The organism is Acetobacter ascendens (assembly GCF_001766235.1).
Taxonomy (GTDB): domain Bacteria; phylum Pseudomonadota; class Alphaproteobacteria; order Acetobacterales; family Acetobacteraceae; genus Acetobacter; species Acetobacter ascendens.
Genome location: NZ_CP015164.1, coordinates 2,080,291 through 2,100,717 on the forward strand (window position 1 = coordinate 2,080,291; position 20,427 = coordinate 2,100,717).

The 20,427-nt window shown below is 56.2% G+C and carries 18 protein-coding genes and 1 pseudogene; 13 read left to right on the forward strand and 6 right to left on the reverse strand.

Annotation, left to right across the window (positions count from 1 at the left end; genetic code table 11):
• The first annotated feature begins 7 nt into the window (after positions 1-7).
• Positions 8-2,257, forward strand: a complete 2,250-nt coding sequence (locus A4S02_RS10075; protein WP_019088075.1) for a TonB-dependent receptor — start codon at positions 8-10, stop codon at positions 2,255-2,257.
• Between the two features lie 129 nt (positions 2,258-2,386).
• The gene (locus A4S02_RS10080; protein WP_019088074.1) at positions 2,387-2,899 is read left to right on the forward strand and encodes a hypothetical protein; all 513 of its coding nucleotides are present in this window, start codon (positions 2,387-2,389) and stop codon (positions 2,897-2,899) included.
• 103 nt (positions 2,900-3,002) lie between these two features.
• Here the strand turns inward: A4S02_RS10080 and A4S02_RS10085 are convergent, their stop codons facing one another.
• Positions 3,003-3,539 carry a DUF1269 domain-containing protein gene (locus tag A4S02_RS10085; RefSeq protein ID WP_070323678.1) on the reverse strand — a complete coding sequence of 179 codons (537 nt, stop codon included), beginning with the start codon at positions 3,537-3,539 and terminating at the stop codon, positions 3,003-3,005.
• Between the two features lie 379 nt (positions 3,540-3,918).
• Between A4S02_RS10085 and A4S02_RS10090 the strand changes: the two genes are divergently transcribed.
• From A4S02_RS10090 to A4S02_RS10100, 3 genes are all read left to right on the forward strand, one after another.
• Positions 3,919-4,386 (forward strand): hypothetical protein, encoded by a 468-nt coding sequence (locus tag A4S02_RS10090; RefSeq protein WP_208858881.1) that lies wholly within the window; start codon positions 3,919-3,921, stop codon positions 4,384-4,386.
• Positions 4,387-4,580: 194 nt separating this feature from the next.
• On the forward strand, positions 4,581-5,000 hold the full coding sequence (locus A4S02_RS10095; protein WP_019088071.1) for a hypothetical protein: 420 nt from the start codon (positions 4,581-4,583) through the stop codon (positions 4,998-5,000).
• A 143-nt stretch (positions 5,001-5,143) separates the two neighbouring features.
• Complete coding sequence (locus tag A4S02_RS10100) at positions 5,144-6,583, forward strand: hypothetical protein (protein WP_070323680.1); 1,440 nt, start codon at positions 5,144-5,146, stop codon at positions 6,581-6,583.
• Positions 6,584-6,586: 3 nt separating this feature from the next.
• Here A4S02_RS10100 and A4S02_RS10105 read toward each other — a convergent pair whose 3' ends face one another.
• Both A4S02_RS10105 and A4S02_RS10110 read right to left on the reverse strand, forming a co-directional pair.
• The gene (locus A4S02_RS10105; protein ID WP_070323681.1) at positions 6,587-7,189 is read right to left on the reverse strand and encodes a histidine phosphatase family protein; all 603 of its coding nucleotides are present in this window, start codon (positions 7,187-7,189) and stop codon (positions 6,587-6,589) included.
• 12 nt (positions 7,190-7,201) lie between these two features.
• Positions 7,202-8,134: a ribose-phosphate pyrophosphokinase gene (locus tag A4S02_RS10110; protein ID WP_026019222.1), complete on the reverse strand. Its 933-nt coding sequence runs from the start codon at positions 8,132-8,134 to the stop codon at positions 7,202-7,204.
• A gap of 123 nt (positions 8,135-8,257) precedes the next feature.
• Between A4S02_RS10110 and A4S02_RS10115 the strand changes: the two genes are divergently transcribed.
• The 6 genes and pseudogenes from A4S02_RS10115 to A4S02_RS10140 all read left to right on the forward strand — a co-directional run bounded on the left by A4S02_RS10115 (position 8,258) and on the right by A4S02_RS10140 (position 13,678).
• Positions 8,258-9,289, forward strand: a complete 1,032-nt coding sequence (locus tag A4S02_RS10115) for an ABC transporter permease (protein ID WP_019088099.1) — start codon at positions 8,258-8,260, stop codon at positions 9,287-9,289.
• A gap of 170 nt (positions 9,290-9,459) precedes the next feature.
• Positions 9,460-10,101 (forward strand): annotated as a pseudogene (locus A4S02_RS10120) (ABC transporter ATP-binding protein); the annotation flags it as partial.
• Between the two features lie 144 nt (positions 10,102-10,245).
• On the forward strand, positions 10,246-11,742 hold the full coding sequence (locus tag A4S02_RS10125; protein WP_019088067.1) for an MATE family efflux transporter: 1,497 nt from the start codon (positions 10,246-10,248) through the stop codon (positions 11,740-11,742).
• Positions 11,735-11,944 (forward strand): hypothetical protein, encoded by a 210-nt coding sequence (locus A4S02_RS10130; RefSeq protein ID WP_019088066.1) that lies wholly within the window; start codon positions 11,735-11,737, stop codon positions 11,942-11,944. The genes A4S02_RS10125 and A4S02_RS10130 overlap by 8 nt, the downstream gene beginning before the upstream one ends.
• Before the next feature lie 13 nt (positions 11,945-11,957).
• Entirely contained in the window at positions 11,958-12,536 is a 579-nt protein-coding gene (locus A4S02_RS10135) for a YqaA family protein (RefSeq protein ID WP_070323683.1), read from the forward strand.
• Between the two features lie 134 nt (positions 12,537-12,670).
• Positions 12,671-13,678, forward strand: coding sequence for an SDR family oxidoreductase (locus A4S02_RS10140; protein ID WP_070323684.1), 1,008 nt, complete (start codon positions 12,671-12,673; stop codon positions 13,676-13,678).
• Between the two features lie 202 nt (positions 13,679-13,880).
• Here A4S02_RS10140 and A4S02_RS10145 read toward each other — a convergent pair whose 3' ends face one another.
• From A4S02_RS10145 to A4S02_RS10155, 3 genes are all read right to left on the reverse strand, one after another.
• Positions 13,881-14,276 (reverse strand): hypothetical protein, encoded by a 396-nt coding sequence (locus tag A4S02_RS10145; protein ID WP_070324242.1) that lies wholly within the window; start codon positions 14,274-14,276, stop codon positions 13,881-13,883.
• Positions 14,277-14,365: 89 nt separating this feature from the next.
• The gene (locus tag A4S02_RS10150; RefSeq protein WP_070323685.1) at positions 14,366-15,271 is read right to left on the reverse strand and encodes a 4-(cytidine 5'-diphospho)-2-C-methyl-D-erythritol kinase; all 906 of its coding nucleotides are present in this window, start codon (positions 15,269-15,271) and stop codon (positions 14,366-14,368) included.
• The gene (locus A4S02_RS10155; protein WP_070323686.1) at positions 15,268-17,130 is read right to left on the reverse strand and encodes a tetratricopeptide repeat protein; all 1,863 of its coding nucleotides are present in this window, start codon (positions 17,128-17,130) and stop codon (positions 15,268-15,270) included. Before A4S02_RS10155 ends, A4S02_RS10150 begins: the two co-directional genes overlap by 4 nt.
• Before the next feature lie 156 nt (positions 17,131-17,286).
• On the opposite strand from A4S02_RS10155, the gene A4S02_RS10160 reads away from it, so the two are divergent.
• Positions 17,287-18,141, forward strand: a complete 855-nt coding sequence (locus A4S02_RS10160; protein WP_070323687.1) for a uracil-DNA glycosylase — start codon at positions 17,287-17,289, stop codon at positions 18,139-18,141.
• 224 nt (positions 18,142-18,365) lie between these two features.
• On the forward strand, positions 18,366-20,327 hold the full coding sequence (locus A4S02_RS10165) for a lytic transglycosylase domain-containing protein (RefSeq protein ID WP_070323688.1): 1,962 nt from the start codon (positions 18,366-18,368) through the stop codon (positions 20,325-20,327).
• Positions 20,328-20,427: the final 100 nt, after the last annotated feature.

Below are 20,427 nucleotides of genomic sequence, written 5' to 3' on the forward strand. Positions count from 1 at the left end.
GCACAGCATGATGGTTCGATCAGCCGCTCTTCTTCTCTGCTCCACTGTTTTTACTGCTCTGGGCAGCAGCATGGCCCTGGCTGAAACCACAACGTCCACGACAGAAACGAAGCAGCAGCAGAAGCCCTCTGAAACAAAGCCGCAAACCGTAAAAGTACTTGCGCATGACAAGAACGATGCCGAACAGGTGATTGTAACCGCGCATCTGGACCGCATGCGTTCAGAACTTTCGCCCTCCACCGGGGCCACGGTGCATAAGTTCAGCCGGCAGGCGCTGGAAACCATTCCGGGGGGTGATAACGCACCGCTTAATCAGGTTCTTCTGCAAGCTCCCGGCGTAGCGCAGGACAGTTACGGGCAGATCCATGTACGTGGGGACCATAACGAGGTGCAGTTCCGCCTAGATGGCGTGCAGTTGCCGGAGGGGCTTAGCGTGTTTGGGCAAGCGTTGATGACACGCTTTGCCGATAACATGTCCCTCACCACAGGGGCGTTGCCTAGCCAGTTTGGGTTTTTGCAGGCGGCTGTGGTGGATATCAACACCAAGAACGGCACCACCAATTCTGGCGGCAATCTCTCGCTTTACGGCGGGGCGCGGGATTACTTCTTTCCTTCCCTGCAATATGGTTTTCATAAAGGGAAGTGGGATTTCTTTGCCACGGCAGATTATGTGCATGACCGCACGGGCATTGAAAACACAACATCATCCTTTAACGCCATTCATGATTTAAGCGAGCAGTATCACTTTTTGGGCCATCTGCGGTACACCGCGGATGAAGATACGCGTATCAGCTTTATTGCCGGTGTTTCTAACGCAGAATACCAACTGCCCAACAACCCCGGCCAGCAAACCCAGTTTGCCATGCCCGCCTATTCTGGCAGCAATCTGGCGCAGCAGTTGAATGGCAGTGTGGACAGCGCACATCTGGATGAACACCAAAAGCAGATTACAGACTTTGCCATTCTGGCATTGCAGAAGGAGATGGGAGACTTCAGCCTGCAAAGCTCTGTGTTCTCCCGCTACAGCAGCTTGCGCTATTCGCCCGACTGGTTGGGGGATCTGGTTTACAACGGTATTGCCCAGCAGGCCGCGCGCTCTGTTTTTTCCATGGGCACACAGCATGATGTTACATGGCGTGCTGCCAAAGATCACACAGTGCGCTTTGGCTTTCAGCTTTTTGTGGAACGCAATACCTCCAAATCCCTCTCTCGCGTGTTTGCGCAGGATGGTGAGGATGCAGATGGCAACGCCACCTTTGGCACCACACCGCTAAGCATTTATGATGGCGGCGGCAAAACCGGCACGGTTTACGGCTTGTACGCACAGGATGAATGGCGGCCACTCAATAACCTAACCATCAATTATGGCCTGCGCTTTGATGGGGTAAGCGAATACACGGCAGAAAAACAGGTAAGCCCACGCGTGAATATTGTGTGGAAGCCGTGGAAAGGCGGTGTGATCCATGCCGGATATTCACGCTACTTCACGCCCCCGCCGTTTGAAGTAGTGAGTTCCTCCTCGCTTTACAAATTTGCGGGCACCAGTGCTGCGCCCTCCGTTTACCAGAACAACAAGGTGCGGGCCGAGCGCGACCATTACTTTGATGCCGGTATCGAACAAACCATCCTGCCGGGCTGGCGTGTCTCGTTCGATGCCTATTACAAGCTGGCGCATAACCTGATTGATGAAGGCCAGTTTGGTGCGCCTATTATCCTGAGCGGCTTTAACTATCGCCGTGGGCAGGTGAACGGGTACGAGGTTAGCACCTCTTATGATCGTGGCCCGCTTTCCCTGTATGGCAACTTTGCGTGGTCTCGCGCCATTGGCAAGGATATCACCAGCGCCCAATTTAACATGAGCCCGGATGATCTGGCTTACATTCAGCACCGCTGGATCCATCTGGACCATGATCAGCGTTGGACGGCTTCTGCCGGGGCAGCATATTCCTTCTTCCACAAAACGCGCTTTCCGCTGCGGCTATCTGCCACCATGGTATATGGCAGCGGGCTGCGGGCCGATGGCCTTGTACCAAACGGGGTGGCACTTACGCCCTACGCCACAGTCAACTTCTCTGCCGTGGAAACCATCCACAATACATTCGGCAGTGCATGGCCGGGGGATACGCAGTTCCGCATAGATGTGATCAATCTGGGGGACCACACCTACAAGCTGCGTGATGGTTCTGGCATTGGCGTGGGTGCCCCGCAATACGGGCTGCGCCGCACCATTCTGGGTGGGATTTCCCAAGGTTTCTAACCGCGTTTCCGGCTGTGGCGCTGCCCACGCGCCACAGCCCCCACATTGGTGTGGATTGATTTTACCGACATTTTGCCCCAGAAAACGGCTCCAATACGAGGATATCCAGCCCGTGGAGGAGCCAGACCAATGGATATGACATGGGGCAACTTTCAGGCCATTGTTCAGCTTTCCGCCGGGTTGAATGTTGCCATTTTAAGTTTTGTGGATATCAGCCTGCCCGCCATTCAGGAACGGCGGAAGGTTTTTGCCAAGGCCCGGCAGGAGCTGGAGATCCACCGCAAGAACCCCCACAAGCGCACAGAAGCCGAAAAAGCAGACCACGCTGAAAACGTGGGAGACATTGACCGCCGCCTGTTTGACCTATGGCGTGAAACTGCCGCCTTTGAACTGGTGGAAGATTCCCTTATGCGGCTTACGGGTGTTTCCGGCTTTATTGGCGCGGTGCTGAGCCTGATTTTGCTGTGGTATTCCGCCCTGCATTATGATGAGAAAATCTATCTGACAGGCCAGTTGCTGACTGCGGCCTCGTTCCTCTCATTAGCAGCGGCGTTTATTATCAACTGGATTACCGCCACGCGGGCCGCAAAATATACCCAGCGCTGCAACACCCTGCGGCAGGAAATGGGCAAACGGTTGTGAACTTTTTTCGCTCTCTGCGTTAAGATACTAAAAAACCCCCGGTGTGCTTCTGCCACCGGGGGTTCTTCATGCACAACGTGCAGACTGTTGCCTAAAGTGTGGCTCAGGCCTTGGCTTGCGCCGCAGCAACCTGACCCAAAGCAGCCTTGAGTTTTTCTTCTGCCTCTGGGGAAAGAGAGGTTTGCAGAATACGGGCATGGCCCTTGAACTGGCTGAGATCGGCCAGAACTTTTTCCGGCTGAGACTTACGCACCAGAATAAACAGAGCAGAGGTGTTGGGCGGAATAGTGTCGCTTAGCTGTTTGATGAAGCCATCATCAATCCCGTAATCAGAGAACTTGCCAGACAGTGCGCCAGCACCGGCACCCACAGCACTCCCAATCAGGAAACCAGCCAGCGGGTTCAGGCACAAAAGGCCAACCAGTGCGCCCCAGAACCCACCAGAAAGCAGGCCCCAGGAAGCCCCAGCTTTTTCAAGGTTCACGCTCTGGTGCAGGTGCACCTTGCCCTGTGCATCCCGCGTAACAACCACGGCATCTTCCAGATCCAGCAGGTATTCCTTCTGCAAGACGCGGCATTCTGTCAGCACCTTGGCGGCATCATCAACGTGGTCAAAACCCAGAACAATCAGATCAGACATTCAAATCGGCTCCCTGCTTTATATCTTACATGCCATCTGGCGCACCGGCGGCAAACAGCATGTACATTAGTATGTATTCGATCTTGGATATGGGAAGCCCACCCCACACATGCCAGTGGGCAAGATTGCGCAGGCACCACAAAAATACAGAAATACCATTATAGAGTATTCGTATAAGAGGCATGAATATCCACGCCCCACCTTGCCAATACAGGCACAGCATCCGCATGCTCACACTTGTGTGATAATACGGACTATTATTGTCCGATTAGATCACGAAACTTCACAAATCATGCAGGATTTTTGATAACAAACCAATATTTTCTGCATAACAGACCGGCAACCAAGGCCCTTGCCGCATATCCGGGCCGGTTCGATAGTGAGCCTCATCAAACTTGTTCACAAAGGAGGTTCACCCATGAACACACTGCGCAAAGCGGCCCTTGCTGTCGTATGTGGCCTGGCTTTGGCTGCCGGGGTTGCACCTGCCCATGCTGCCAATGTTGGCGTGGCTTCTGTGCCAGAAGCACCTGTTGGCCCCGGCCCCACGGTAGATAACGCATCTGTGGGCAACATTGCCGGGCTGATGTACTACTGTTACGCCCACAACATTGATGATGATACAACGGTGCGCTCACTCGGCCGCTCCCTTGCAAAACGCAGCGATGTGAAAAGTGATGCCGCATACCCCGCTGGTGGTGCAGGGCAGTTGATGGTTGGCTCCGGCCAAATGATTGACCTGAACACGGTGGATGACAAAGACATCCGCACCGCAACCTGCGCCCATGCTGCCCAGCGTGGTATCCAACTGGATGATGGCACCTTTATGCTGCCGCTGCAGGACTAATACAGAAAAAGGCGGCTATTTCCGCCCCGCATTGCCACACCACATGGCTTAAAGCCGCGGGTTATGGCAGATGCCCTGCTTGTAAAAACCGCCCTTGGTTTGGGGGCGGTTTTTATTTTTTCAGCATATGGAAACTCTCTCTGCCTACGCGCCGTTGGCGGTATGCACCCCTTTTATAAATACGGGAGGTTTTCATGACATTCCTGAACTCCGTTTCCAACGCCATTTCCAGCGTGGGAGACTTTGTAACTGCCGCATGGTTTAACAAATCCGGCCTGTTAAGTGCTTTGAATGAGGTTCTTGGCCCTGTTCCCATGCCAGATCAGCCCAGTAAGCTGGAACAGCGGGCAGAAGCTATGGGCATGCTTTCCACCATCCGCCGTTGGCAGACCGCCCCCCACAGCCCACCGGCATCTGAAGCAGAAGTGCGCGGCTTTTTCCTACAGGAAGAACTGGATTGGTTTTCTGAACAGACAGGGCTTTCCGATACTGCCACCATGCACATTATCCGCAGGCTTCTGCCCCGGTGCGTGCGCCTGCGTGCCCTGCATGATCCGGCCCTGTTCCCGCAAAGAAGCCGCATTTCCCCACAGGAACACACGCCTGCGGTATGATGCATTTAACACCGTTAAGATAAACATGGCAGAAGATGCCAACTGGCTATTCTGCCATGCTTTTTAGAAAATTATTTAACTTATTTTCCCTTTACTTCTTTTCCCCTGCATGAATATCCAGACATTCAAGCAGGAGAGGGGTAATGTCTGATTTACAAAAGATTTTAAAAAGTAAGGTATTCATTTTTATTATAACTTTATACAGTATCTTTTATATTTTTTCTTACCTAATCCTGCCTTTTTCCACGGCTGATACAACATTTTACGCACTTATTGGCCGTAGCCTGCTGCAAGAGCATATGCTGCCTTACCAGTATGTGTTCGATCATAAACCTGTTGGCGTTTATGCACTTTACGGTGTGTGGGATGCACTTACTGCCCCGTTGCCTGTTGGCAAATTTACGGTTCTGGCTCTGCTTTCCCTTGCCGCATTTGCTGCCATGGCACGTAGTATCTGGCACACACGCTGGCTATGGGTTTTTGCTGCACTGGTGGTGCTGGGCGCACCGTTTGAACTGCTGGCCGGAAATACGGAAACACTTCTGATAACAACAGAACTGGCCGTGCTCTGGCTTACGCGCAAAAGCACACTTGCAACCACACAGCATACTGCCCGTACTCTGTGGCTTTTGGCTGCCGGGGTTACATTTGGCCTTACGGTTAACATAAACTATCTGGAAGGCATTTGCCTGTTTTTGCCAGTGTGTTTTCTGTTGCTGACCAACACACGCCCTTTTTTCAACGTAGCTTTGTTTGCCCTTGGCACCTGTGGCGGTTTGGCGGTTTTGTTCTCGCCTTATCTGGCAGAAGGGCATCATGCGCTGGCAGATTACTTTACCCAGCAACATCAATTTTTACATGCCTACAGCGCCAAGCTTTCAAAACGCATAAAGGCTGTGCTGCTGCTTGCCGCTTATCTGGCGGTTTTTTCGCCCATCCTCATCAAATGGTTCGGGCAAAAATCCATTCTTAAAACAGCCCCTGCGCCAGATACCACGTTGCTTACGCTGTGGTTTGTGTCCTCTGTGCCTGCGGCTTTACTTTCCGGGCATCCGTTCAGCCATTATTCCGGGCTGTGGTTTGCGCCTGTTAGCATCATGCTGGTGCTTTTAAGCCAACAGAAACTTTCTTTTTCAGGCTGGGCATTGGCCCCGCTTGCTACGGTAGTTTTGCTTAGCAGTGTGGATGAAACCCATAAAAATCTGAAAGATTATATCAATTTCAAACAGATTGATTACACCCGGCTGTCTGATCTGGTTCGGCAACAAAAAGTTCTCAATATCCGTACACCGCACACCCATTTTTACATGGCCCATCTGCACAGTTTTGATCGCTACCTTTTCTGCGATCATATCGATATTGTTTATGGCAAGAACGCAGGCCAGCATTATTTGCAGGATCTATCACAGCGTCCGGCTTTTGTTATGTTACCGTATGAAGGGTGCACAACAGGCAAAGTAGAACAACCTGTATGTGCCTATATTCAACAACATTACCAACAGGCTTATAGTGCACGTATAGGCAAGCCCGGCAGAAAAAAGCCCAACCGTTTCTCGTTCGAGCTCTACAAGATCAAGAACTAACGCTTACGCGCTGGCGAGTTCCTGCAACTTCCACCGGTCATCTGCTTCTGGCTCCAAGCTTAACGGAATAGCGTTGGGCAGGCGCACATTAGCGGGCAGAGACATAGCCGCACGCAAAGCACGGAACAACGCCCCATGCGCCACCACCAAGGGTCGGCCGGGGGCCTGTGTGGCACGGTTTACGGCATCTGTGGCGCGCTGGCGCAGGGCAGCAAATGTTTCTGCCCCCGGTGGCGTATACTCACCGGCAATCCAATTATTATACCAATCCCCAATCGGCTGGCCTTCCTGCTCACCAAAGCAGACTTCCTCCAGCCCTGCATCCACATCCAGCGGCAAAGCTGGCAGACCGTGGGTGATAAGGGCATCTCGCACAATGGTGGCTGTGCGCAAAGCACGCTCCAGCGGAGAACACACAATGCGCGTAACCCCATTTTCCCCTGCTTCACGCAGGGCAACCTCAAGCAGCTTTCCCGCCGCCACAGCTTGGTCAATGCCGGTTTCGTTCAAGGGCACATCTGTGCGCCCCTGAGAAAGACCAGCCCGGTTCCAGTCTGTCTGGCCGTGGCGCAAATACCAGTATGGGCGGGGGAGAAGCGTGCTCATAGGGCCTCGGGATCAATCGAACAGAGAGGAAACGGAGCTTTCATCCGCCACGGCATGAATGGCGCGTGCCAGCAGGCCAGAAATGGTGATCTGGCGGATATTGCGCGCAGCCATAACCTGCTCCGTAGCGCGGATGCTGTCTGTAAGTGTCAGCATTTCGATGGGCGAATCGGCAATACGTTCCACAGCATGCCCAGTAAGCACACCATGCGTAACGTATGCGCCCACAGATGCAGCACCCTGTTCGGCAATAGCGCGGGCTGCGTTGCACAGTGAGCCACCGCTATCCACAATATCATCTACCAGCAGGCAGTGGCGGCCGCGCACATCACCAATCACGTTCATCACTTCGGAAACGCCTGCGCGTTCACGCCGCTTGTCAATAATGGCCAGATCTGTGTTCAGGCGCTGGGCCAACTGGCGCGCACGCACCACGCCACCCACATCGGGGGAGACGATCATCAGATCACGATCCCCGTAATGGGAGCGAATGTCGCGCACAAACAGCGGTGCAGCGTACAGATTGTCCACCGGAATATCAAAAAAGCCCTGAATTTGCATGGCGTGCAGATCCAGCGTGAGCACGCGGCTTGCACCGGCTTCCACCAGCAGATTCGCTACCAGCTTGGCGCTAATAGGCGTGCGCGGGCCGGATTTACGATCCTGCCGAGCATAACCAAAATAGGGCATCACTGCGGTAATACGCTTGGCCGAACCACGGCGCAGCGCATCCAGCATAATCAGCAGCTCCATCAGGTTATCATTGGTGGGGGTGCAGGTGCTCTGGATAACGAACACGTCCTCACCACGTACATTTTCGTGGATTTCTACAAACACCTCCATGTCCGCAAAGCGGCGCACGGTGGCGTTGCAAAGGGGGAGGTTCAGCTCCGCGGCAACGGCTTCGGCAAGTGGGAGGTTGCTGTTACAGGCGACGATTTTCATGACAAGGACGGTTCCCGGCCTTAGGTGTGGAACGAAATAAAGGGCTCTCCGGCGGGCCGGGTGTAGCAACCACGGGGCCTGTTGTCATCTCTGTGGAATGTTTTCCTGCCAATCGTTGCGCAAATAGCGCGTTGCTTTGGGGCTAAATGGCCCTGTGGTGCAGGTAATAATGGCAGCATAAAAAGCATGCCAACCTTGCACAAACATGCAGGGTTCTCTATCGCGTTAAACACCATGAACAGCACGCCCACCTTGCCGGATACGCAGGAAGAACGCGCCGCAAAAAAACAGCCCCCTCTTTCGGCTGTGCCGCAGCACGCCCCTCCACCTGGGGGGCAGCCTGTGCTGCATTTGGTGCCAGAACGTGGTTTTTCCTACTTTGTGCATGCCGCCCAAGATTTTGCGCGCGGCTTCCACCATGCGCGGTTGGGGCTTACGCTGGCTTGGCTGGATATTCGGCTGCGGTATCGTGGTTCCATTCTGGGGCCGTTCTGGCTTACGGCCACCACGGCCATCATGGTGGCAGCCATGGGCGTGCTGTATGCGTATCTGCTCAACACGGATGTGCATACCTATCTGCCCTTCCTTACCCTTTCCTTGGTGTTGTGGGGCTTTGTAGGCGGCACCATGCAGGAAGGTTGCGGCACCTTTACGGGGGCTGCACGGCTTATTCATGCAGCCCGTATGCCATATTCCCTGCATGTGCTGCGTGTGGCTGTACGCAACATTTTGGTGTTTGCGCATAACGTGCCCGTGGTGGCCGGAGTGTTTTTGTGGTTTCACGTCGCACCCAAATGGACATGGACTCTACTACCCGCCACGGGCCTATGGCTGGTAGACTGCTTTTTTGCCGTGCTTTTGCTGGGCATTCTGGGCGCACGCTTTAGGGATGTGCCCCCCATTATTGCCAGCCTGACGCAGGTAATGTTCTTTGTAACGCCCATTTTGTGGTCTCCCCAGTTGATGAAAACCGGGCAGGCATGGCTGCTGCTAGATCCTTTCTTTCCGTTGATTGAAATTTTGCGCGCGCCCTTTACGGGGGATGTGATGCAAACTGCCGTATGGCCTGCGGCCCTTGGGTGGTCTGCCGCACTGATAATTGCAACCTTCTGCCTGTTCGCCCGTATGCGCACACGGCTGGCATACTGGGTGTAAGGCGCATGACGGATATTGCGGTTGAAAACCTGCAAATCACCTTTCCGCTGTATCATGGCAATGCCCGCAGCCTGCGTAAATCGCTTAGCAAAACGCTGGGGCGCACGCTTAACACGCGCTTCATGCACGATAACCGAGACCGCGTGGTGGTACAGGCGCTTAAGGGCGTGAGCTTCACCCTGCAACCGGGAGACAGGCTGGGCCTTGTAGGTGGCAACGGTGCAGGCAAAACCACGCTGTTGCGGGCACTAGCCGGTATTTATGAACCCGTAGGGGGCAGCGTTACGGTGCGCGGTAGCATTGGCACGTTGCTAGACCCCGAACTGGGCATGAACATGGACCTGACGGGGCGGGAGAATATTCGCCTGCGTGGCATGTTCTCTGGCCTGAGCAAGGAACAGACAGCGCAGGTTGAAGCGGATGTAGAAAACTTTGCCAGCCTTGGTGCTTTTATGGACCTACCCGTAAACACCTATAGCTCCGGCATGATGGTGCGCCTTTCCTTTGGGCTGGCCACGGCTATCATGCCCGATGTGCTGCTGATGGATGAATGGTTTATGGCGGGAGATGCCTCCTTCCGTAACCGTGCCCGCGCCCGGCTTGAAAATCTTGTTTCCCGCGCCGATATTCTGGTGCTGTCCAGCCATATGGCAGATGTGATGGCCGATTGGTGCAACCGTCTGATCTGGCTGGATCAGGGGCAGGTACGTATGGATGGCCCCACCGAGCAAGTGCTGGAAGCGTATTTAGGCCGCCCGCTGGAACGCAAGGCAGACGAAGAAAAGCCGGAAGAAGCACCGCCAACCTTCTAACCCCGGCTCTTGCGGCATATTATTCGGGCTTGCACGCCTTTCAGGGCAGATGTTCCGTGTTCTCCCTGTTCGCAGGGGGCGCAAGTCATGACATACTCAACACCCATATTGGCACGCGCACAGCACAGCCCACACGGAGCATGAATGAACCGGCCCTCCCCGCCTGGCGGACGTCACAAGGCCTGCTTTACCACCGGCAGCATCATGCGCCACGTGCTGGTTATGGCTGGCACCGGGGCCATTGGCCTTATGGCGGTGTTTGCGGTGGATATGCTCAACATGGTGTATATCAGCCACTTGGGTAACACCGCCCTTACGGCAGCCATTGGCTTTGCCGGGGCCGTTATTGGCTTGCAAATTGCCGTTTCCATCGGGCTGACCATTGGCATAAGCGCCGCCACCGCGCGTGAAATTGGCGCAGGCCGCGCTGATGAAGCCCGTGGCATTGCCTCCTCCGCCCTTACTGTCATGATCGGGCTGGCAACCGTGCTGGGTGTGGGCACCATGATATTTGCCCACCCCATTCTGGAACTGTTTGGTGCGCGGGGTGAGGCCTTGGCCAACGCCACCACATTCCTACGCACCGTTAGCCCTGCATTACCGCTTATCTGCGCAGGCATGGGGGCATCTTCCCTTATGCGTGTGGTGGGGGATGCCAAGGGCTCCATGCACATTACGTTGCTAGGGGCTGTTGTCGCGGCGGTGCTGGACCCGCTGTTTATTTTCGGGCTGCATGAAGGACTTACCGGGGCTGCTATCAGCACTGTGCTTTCACGCACGGTTGTGGCCACAGTGGGCCTGCGTGGCGCATTGCGGCACGATATGCTGGCCATGCCGCAGCTTCATCGGATTTTGCCTGATACCAAGCGTGTGGCCACGGTGGCTTTTCCGGCCATTCTCACCAATCTGGCCACACCGGTTGGCGGTGTGTACGTCACACAAGCTATGGCGCGCTTTGGCCTGGCTGCTGTTGCGGGGCAAGCCTCTATTGAGCGCACAGTGCCTGTACTGTTTGCGTTGGTTTTTGCGCTTACCGGTTCTGTTGGCCCCATTATGGGGCAAAACCTTGGCGCCGGGCTGTGTGACCGCGTGCGTGAAACCCTGCGCGCGGCCCTCAAGTTGGTTATTTTAAGTGTGGGTGCCACATGGATATTCCTGTTCTGCGTGCAGAATGGGGTTGTGGCCATGTATAATGCACAGGGTGATGCCGCAGCTCTTATCCATCTGTTCTGCACATGGACAATCGGCAGTTACCTGTTTGTAGGTATGTTGTTTGTGGCCAACGCCGCCTTCAATAACCTTGGGTTTCCGCTGTATTCCACTGCCTTTAACTGGGGCCGGGCCACGCTGGGCACCATTCCGTTTGTGATGATGGGCGCACGCTTTGGCCCACTTGGCGTGCAGGCCGGGCAGGCACTGGGGGCTGTAGTGTTTGGATCTTGTGCGGTCTTGACGGCGTTCCGTGTGACACAAACATTAGAAGTCTCTCCCGCACAGCATCCTCTGGCAGCGGGAGTGCGGAGCAGCACGCCGGTTTCCGACGTTCCCACCACCAGCGCAGAAGCTGCCATGGCGGAACTGGACGAACTGGAGAGTGCCTCTGAACTGTGTGAGGAAGACAGGAAGACCAACCATGTCTAAGCTGACAACTGAAGAACGTAATGCCCTGCCGGATAATGCCTTTGCCCTGCCCGGCCGCCGTTACCCCATACCCGATGCCACCCACGCGCGTGATGCGCTGGCCCGTGCCAGTGAAATGCTGCACCGGGGTAACCTCACGCAGGAAGAATATGATACCATCCACGCCAAGGCGGAGGATGTTCTGCGCCGTGAACGGATGTAGTATTTAAACCCATATGCTAAACCGCCTTTATGCCCGCGTTTTGCGGCACGCTGCCAGCCCCTACGCACCTTTATGGCTGGTGGCGCTGGCTTTTGCAGAAGCCAGTTTTTTCCCCCTTCCGCCAGAAACGCTGCTGGTGCCTATGGTGCTGGCACATAGGCAAAAGGCATGGGTTTATGCCGCCATCTGCACCATTGCCAGCGTGGCCGGTGGCTTGCTGGGCTGGCTAATTGGCGCGGCTTTGGTGGATACGGTAGCCCGCCCGATTGTGCATTTTTACCATGCCGAGAGCACGCTGCTGACCTTGCAGGAAAAATTCCGCCAATGGGGTGTATGGATTATTCTGCTTAAGGGGCTCACACCCATCCCCTACAAGTTTGTAACCATTGCCAGCGGCATGGCGCATTTTGCCATTCTGCCCTTTATGCTGGCCAGCCTTGTAACGCGTGGCGTGCGGTTTATGCTGGTGGCTGGGCTTTTGTGGCGCTTTGGGGCGCCTATTCAGGATTTTCTGGAAAAACGCCTGCCGCTGGTGGCCGGGGCTTTTGCCGTGGTGTTTTTAGGCGGTATTATTGCGCTGAAATATCTGTAAATCTGGCACCTGCATTCAAGCCCACGCGGGGCAGAACCCCTGCCCTGTGGCTTGTGCCCGGCCCGATTGCGGCGCAAAATGGCAACCAGATTTTGAACATCTTGCTTGAGTGATAACCGGGAGAAAAAACGCGGATGCCAACCCAGATAGCTGTGATTACAGGCGCAGGCGCCGGTATTGGCCGTGCGGCGGCACGTGCGCTGGGCCGCGCCGGGTTTGATATTGCCCTGCTGGGCCGGAATGAAGACCGGCTGAAGGAAACAGCAGAAAATCTGGCCAAACACTCTGTGCGGTCATTGGTCATCCCGCTGGATGTTTCAGATGCCAAAGCTGTGCAGGATGCAGCAGAGCGTATTGAAACAGAACTTGGCCCCATTTCGGTTTGGGCCAACTGCGCTGGAGCCACAGTGGTTGGGCAGGTTGCCGCCCTTTCTGCCGATGATATCCGCCGTGCTACAGAAGTAACTTATCTGGGCAGCGTAAACGGCACATTGGCCGCCCTTGGCGTTATGCGCCGGCGCGGGCAAGGCGCCATTATCAATCTGGATCTGGCCCCCAACCTGCGCGGCATGCCGCTTCAGGCTGCGGAAAACGGAGCGCGTTCTGCCCTACGTGGTTTTTGTGAAAGCCTACGGCCAGAACTGCTGCATGATGCCGATAATATCCGCGTGGTCATGGTGGATCTGCCTGCCATCAACACTCCCCATTATGGCTGGACACGCAACCTCACAGGCAAACGCTTAAAACCTGTTGGCCCGGTGTATGAACCCGAAGTGGCGGCAGAGGCCATTTACCGTGCTGCCTTTAGCACCAGCCGCTCCATTTCCATTGGGGCTACCAACAGCTTTGCCGCCCTATGGCACATGGTTGCCCCCGGCTGCCGTGAAGCCCGCCTGGCAGAAAAAGGCTACAAGGCCCAGATGGAGCATGATTGGGCAGAAGGCCAGCAGCCGGATGATTTATACAAATCCGTGCCCGGTTCCTTTGGGGCGCAAGGCCCGTTTGATGAACATTCCCGCAGGCTGGATAGCCCACTAACCTTCTTTGTTCCCAGCAGCTTACGGGCCGGTATTTTTGGCGCGCTGACAGCCATGGGGTTAACCGCCCTAATGGCGCATATCCGCAACTGCCGGAAATCCTAAAGGCGCGCGCCATCCTGTTCAGCACATTATTTCTGCTGAATGGGATGGTGTTTTTGGCCTTGCCATATGTTGCTTCACGCAACGCGCCTGTACACTCGGCATGAAGCCATAACGTGTTGAACGCATGCCATGGCATAACATGGCAACAACGCATCCGTGCCTATGCCCGGATGCGCTTAAAAATACCCCAATATAGAAAAATTCAGTTCAAACGCCCGCGTGGTTTAACAGGCTGCTGGCGCATTTGCTGGTGCATGTGCAAACCATGCATCAGGCGGTCTGCATCGGCAGGTGGCAGCACAAGCCCTACCGAGCCAAAAGCCGGGTGCTGAAAAGCCAGAACAGATCCATCCGTACTGGCTTCGGGTTGAAGCGCCCATTTGGTGCGCGTAACGGGCGTAAAGGTGGCGCCTTCTATGGGCGGCAGTTCCTTACCTTCCAGCATCGTTTCCCGACACTGGCCCAAAATCTGAATCAGCCGTGTAATGTCTTCTACCGAAAGCGCAACATCTACAGCAGGCTGATCTTCCTGCTCTAGCACTTTGAGATGTACTTCTGTGTGGTCTGCTGAAAGAGACAGATCAAGCTTGGAAGACATAAAACCTCCTACACCCAGCCACACCGGAACAGGCTTGCGCCCTCCGGCCCGCTGAAAGAACTGATGCTGATATAAGGTGGCAAAACCCCTTAAACCAGAGCCCCGCCCCACACCCACCATGCGGCGTGTGCATCTGCCAACCTGCCTGCTGCTTCCCGCGCAGCTTCAACAGTGGGGAACACGCCAAAGCATGTAGCGCCAGAGCCGCTCACGCGGGCCAACTGACATTCTGGCTGGGCCACAATATCGGCCAATACACGCTTAACCGGCGGACACACATTGCAGGCCGGAGCCTCCAGGCTGTTTTCCTGCGCCTTAAGGGTTGCCACCATAGCGGCACTATTAGGCCAGCTTTGCGGTAAATCAGCCCGTGGCACAAAATCGCCCGTTCTTTTACGGAACACATCCGGGGTGGAAACAGCCTGCCCGCAATTTACCAGCACAAGGCCACATTCTGGCAAACGCGGCGCGGGGGTAAGGGTTTCACCAATCCCTTCCATTCGCACAGTCTGGCTGAGCAGGCATACCGGTACATCCGCCCCCAATGTTTCCGCCACACGGAACAAGGTGGGTTCATCCACCTGTACGTTCCATGCCCGGTTTAGCAGGCGCAAAGCGGCAGCAGCATCTGCCGAACCTCCGCCAATGCCAGAAGCCACGGGCAGGTTTTTTTCCAGCACAAGGCACCCACCCTGCACATTGGCATCTGGCCCGGCCAGATCACGCAGCACGGCGGCGGCTTTTATTACCAGATTATCAGCCCCAGCGGCATCTGCCCCAAGGGCGCGGCCAAAACGGCCTTCCAGCTTAAGGTGCAGCGGTTCTGTGCCCGGCTCGTAATGCAGCACATCTCCTGCACCAGCAAACACCACAAGGCTATCCAGCAGGTGGTATCCATCTGGCCTGCGGCCCGTAACGTGCAAATACAGATTGATTTTTGCTGGTGCGATTTCTGTCAGGGTTGTGGTTGCAACATCCAGAACATCAACTGTCATGGCGTGTGTGTTCCTTTATCCTGCGGCGCAGCTTTAGCGGGGGCGGCCTGATCTGCCTTTTTGGCATCCGGCTCTACACCAGCACGCTTGAGCGCAGCACGTATCAATACTTCATCCGACGGAATGGGGTGCAGCCCCAAAGCCACGTTCCACTGATCTATGGCTTCGGTCTTGCGGCCCTGCCGCCAGTAAACCTCACCCAGATGATAATTCACTTCCGGGTCTTCGGGTGTTTTTTCTGCGGCTTTTTCTAAAAGGTCCAGCGCCTCGTTCAGGTCTCCGCGCTCAGCACGCACCCAGCCTAGGCTGTCTGTAATAGCGGCATCATCGGGGGAAAGCTGGTGCGCCTTGCGCAAAAGTTTTTCGGCTTCGGGCAGATTTTCATGCCGTTCCACCATGGAATACCCCAGAAAGTTCAGCAGCATGGATTCGTCTGGCGCATAGGCCAGTGCGGCACGGGCATCATCCCGCGCATGGGGCCAATCCCCCATTTCATGGTACACCATGGCACGCAGGAAAAGCAGCGTCCAATCCACATCCTTCTGGGCGGTGGCAAGGTCTATGGCTTTGGTATAAGCGGCTATCGCGCCCTTCCAGTCTCTCTGCTGCACCAGTGCATTGCCTAAAACACGCTGAAGTAGAATCTGATCTGGCAACTGGGCCACAAGCGGGCGCAACAGGCTGACAGCCTCGGTAGCCTGATCGGGCGTGGAATCCAGCACAGCCAACCGCAACCGTGCCACGGGGGACATGGGATCAGACTGCGGCACGCGCAGCAATGTTTCTCGCGCGGCGGCCCCGTGGTCTTCATCAATCTGGATTTCGGCCAGCATCAGCCGGGCTTCGGCCAATGTGGGGTCCATGGCCAAGGCAAAGCCCAGCATCAGGCGTGCGGCCTCGTTAAACTGGTAGAGGTTGGCATCATTCCCCACCATGCCACCGGTGGCTGCGGCCTGCTGGGCCTGTTCCCGCCCCTGTTGGCGCAGCAAAAACGCCGTAAGAATATAAGCGCGTGCAATCCCGCCTCGTGCCGATGAGACCGGGAAGTGTGAAATTGTAGCCTGAAGCTGCGGGCCAGCCAGCAGCAGAACCGGATCATCCCCTTCCAGCTTGCGTAACTCGGCGCGGGCTTTTTCCTTCTGCCCATGCTCCCACAACCATGCGGCATAGGAACGGGTAAGCAGCAGGTCCCCCCCCGGCATGATCTTGCGCGTTTCATCAAAAAGCTGGCCCGCGCGGTCTGTCTGGCCTGCGACCTGCGCAATGAGGGCGGCGTGCAGTGTGTAAAACGGCACCAGCACAGATTTCTGAATATGGGTCAGGCTTTCCACGGCTTCATCAGCATGGCCCTGCGCCTGCTCACACCATGCCAGCAACAGCGGCATAATAAGATGTGTCAGCGGGTCTGTGCGGGCTTGATGATAATAGGTGAGCGCCTCACCCCATTCACCGCGCACGGCGGCATCGTTCCCCAGCACAAGGGCGGAAATTACGCTTTGCGCGCCGGGCAACTTATCTAGCTTGTGGGCCAGTGGCACGGCATCGGCATCACCCGCCATCACACTGCGCACAAAAGCCTGCTTCAGCAGTTCCATATTCTGTGGGTCTGCGGCTGCGGCTTGGCGGAAAGAGCGTGCGGCCTGAAGGTCATCCCCCCTGCGGACGGCAATCACGGCGCTCAGAAACGCCCCCGAATCGACATGCCCAACAGGCGCATGCATAACCGCAGTATCTGCTTTGGGTTCGGCCCCTTTAAGGGCTGCGCCAGATGTATCCGGCTGGGCCGCATAAAGCGGAGAAGCCAGCACAGTGGCGGAAAGCAGCATGAAAACCGTAGGCAGAAGGCGACAAAACAGCATAAGAACCCTATCTACAGGATACGGTGGCAACCGGGCAGGCCGCCCACGGATGCCCCACCCCTTCTGGCAGAGCGGAAAGGAACGACATGAACGACTGGTTTTGTCTAACGCGCCCGCGCCAAACCACCAAACCGTCCGCTTTATGATACGGTTTATATGATGGAAGCTGCTCTGTCTCTCCTGCGCCTTTATACGGAATGGGGCGTGGATGTTGCTGTAACCGATGCCCCGGCCGATCATCGGCACGCTGGGGCCGGGCTTGTGCTGCCTCCACTACGGGGCAAAATGCCCCAGCAGGCACCACCGTACATTCCTCCGCAGCCCGGAACAGGCAGAACGCCGGCACCTGCCACGGTTACGCAAAACCAACCGCAGCAACCGCCTACCCCCACCAGCTTTGCAGATACGGTAGAACAGGCACAGCGCCTTGCCGCAGCCGCCAACACGCCAGAAGAGCTGTTTCAGGCGATGGATTCCTTCGTGGCATGCCCGTTGCGCGGCGCTGCCATGCACACCCTTATGCCATCCGGCCCCCACAACGCCCCCCTAATGCTGATTGGGGAAGCCCCAGATGAGGATGAGGATAGAAGCGGGCAGGTGTTTGCGGGCCTATGCGGCACCCTGCTGGACACCATGCTGGCCCCACTACCGCTGGAACGCAGCCAACTGGCCCTTGCTACGGCCCTACCGTGGCGGCCTGCTGGTGGTACCGCACCAACAGATATGGACCAGCGCATCTGCCGCCTCTTTCTGGAACGCGCCATAACTTTGTTCGCCCCCAAGCGTCTGCTGCTGTGTGGGCGGCTGCCTGCGCGTATGCTGCTTGGCAAAACCACAGATCTGCCCCGCCGTAACTGGCAGGATATTACCCTGCCGGGGCTGCCTCCGTTGCCCGTTATGTTCATGCGTCATCCGCTCCAGCTTCGGGCCAGCCCTGCTGCACGGCGTGAAATATGGGCAACACTGATGACGGTGATGGATACCCTGCGCCAAGACAGCCAAAGCATGTAATGAACGCGCGCATGTAAGCACAAAAGCTGCGCCAGATGTTACAGAATATGTCAGCAAGAAATACATTGCATAAACCATGGGAATACCTGCGCAAATCATAGAAATTATTCCGGTTTGACCAGCGCTTCACCACAGGGAATGCAACAATTTTTGAAGAACCTTTCCCTTTTCTCACAGACAGGAAACTTGCCTTTTAGGCTGGAAGGGCCTAGACCCCGCCAGCCATGCGAGCGATAGGTCAAATTCCTCATCAGATCGCGGCAAAAGCCATTCTGGCTGGTGCCGCCCTTTTGGCCAGCGCTTCCGTCGTTGTGACGAGAGCCCATGCCAAGCCCCCGGAAGCCGGGCCCGAACCGTACAGCGAAGAGCTGGCTATGGTTCTGCCACGCCAGGCTTTCCCTGAAGGTGATGATGTTACACTTCCCAAACCTCTTCCCCCAGAAGTTGCCACTCAGGTGCGCGCTATCCTGCGCCTGCAACAGCAGGGGGCGTTCACGGAAGCCATTAGCAGCACCACGCATCTGACAGATTCCACCCTGTTGGGTGAGCTACAGGCAGACCGTTACCTGAACCCGAATTACCACCCCAATGCGACCGAGCTGCGGAACTGGCTGAAACAATACACCAGCTATGCCGATGCTCCGGCCATATGGGCGCGCCTTGCCGCGTTGCCCGAACGGGGTGGCCCGTTGCCTCCTGCCCCACCGGCAGACCATCTGGCCCCAGCCCATGCCGCCCTTGCGGCTGGCCCACTGGCGCAGGAATTTACCCGCAACCCCCTGCTGGATCGCACCTTGCGAGAACGCACTACATGGGGGCTGAAGGGCGTGCACAGTGCGTTGCACCTTATCAGCATTACACCGGGCATGACGCCCGCCTACGCGGCCCAGCTACAAGCTGAAACCGCACAGGCCATGCTGGTTTCTGGTGAAACGGATATGGCGCTGGATATTGGCCGCACAGCCGTAAATATTTCGCGCGAGCGCAATGCACTGGCCAGCTACATTACAGGGCTGGCCCTGTGGCAGAAGCAGGCTTACGCCGAGGCTATTCCGTTTTTTGAAAAAGCCTCCCACGCGCCGCGCGCCATGCCGGAAATGCGGGCCGCCTGCGCCTTCTGGGCTGCCCGTGGGCACGAAAAAACCGGCAATGCCCATGCCCGGCATATCTGGCTCCAGCATGCAGCGGCCTTCCCCCGTAGCTTCTACGGGCTGTTGGCCTATCGTATGCTGCGTCCAGACCCGGCAGACCATGCGGCCTCTAGCGCCCATACGCATCCTGTTGGCTTTAAACCGCTCGAAAACAGCCCCGTGCCAGATAACGGTGCTTCCTCCGCCCCGGTGCTGACGGAAATTGATATTGAAGCCGTAGGCGCCACCGATGTAGGCCGCCGCGTGTTTGCCCTGCTGCAAGTTGGTGAGCCAGAAATGGCAGAAAACGCCATCCGCCGCGCATGGCCAGACCTGCGGGATGTAACACTGGCACGGGCCTTTCAGCTTGTGGCGCAAACAGCCGGACTGCATGATTTGGCCACAGAAATGGCAGATGCCTTGAACACCCATGCCGCCACAGCCCAGAATGCAGAGGATACACCCCTGCCCCTTCTGCGCCCCCGGCATGGTTTTACCATGGACCCCGCCCTTGTTTACGCACTGGCCCGTGTGGAATCGAACTTCGACCCACGCGCTGTTTCTGGCGCAGGGGCACATGGCCTGATGCAAATCCGCCCCCTTACGGCCGATTTTGTAACCAGTGAGTCCCCTACCAATCTCAACCACCACTTCGTGCATTCTGCCGAAGCCCTGCATGACCCCAGCATCAATCTGGAAATCGGGCAGCGCTATGTACAGTATCTGGCCGGCCTAACACGCCAGACCAGCCATACAGAGGCACGTGGCGGAGATATTATCCGCCTACTGGCAAGCTATAACGCAGGGCCTTCCGCCCTTGCGCATTGGGAAAGCTCCACCGGCCCAGCAGCCAATGACCCGCTGCTGTTCATGGAACTGCTGCCCAACACAGAAACGCGGGATTACGTGCACCACACCCTCGCCTATCTGTGGATGTATGCCGCTAAAATGAAGCTACCCACACCATCCCTTACAGCCTTGGCCCAAAGCACATGGCCGGACTTTGAGGATGAAAAGGCACTGGCGCATACGCTTAACACCCGCACCCTTCACTAAGGCTCTGCGGCGCATATTTAGTCGGCTTATCGCATACAAAAAGGGGCGCAGCTTTAACCGGCTGCGCCCCTTTTTTATGGCCTATTGGAAGGCCGCATAA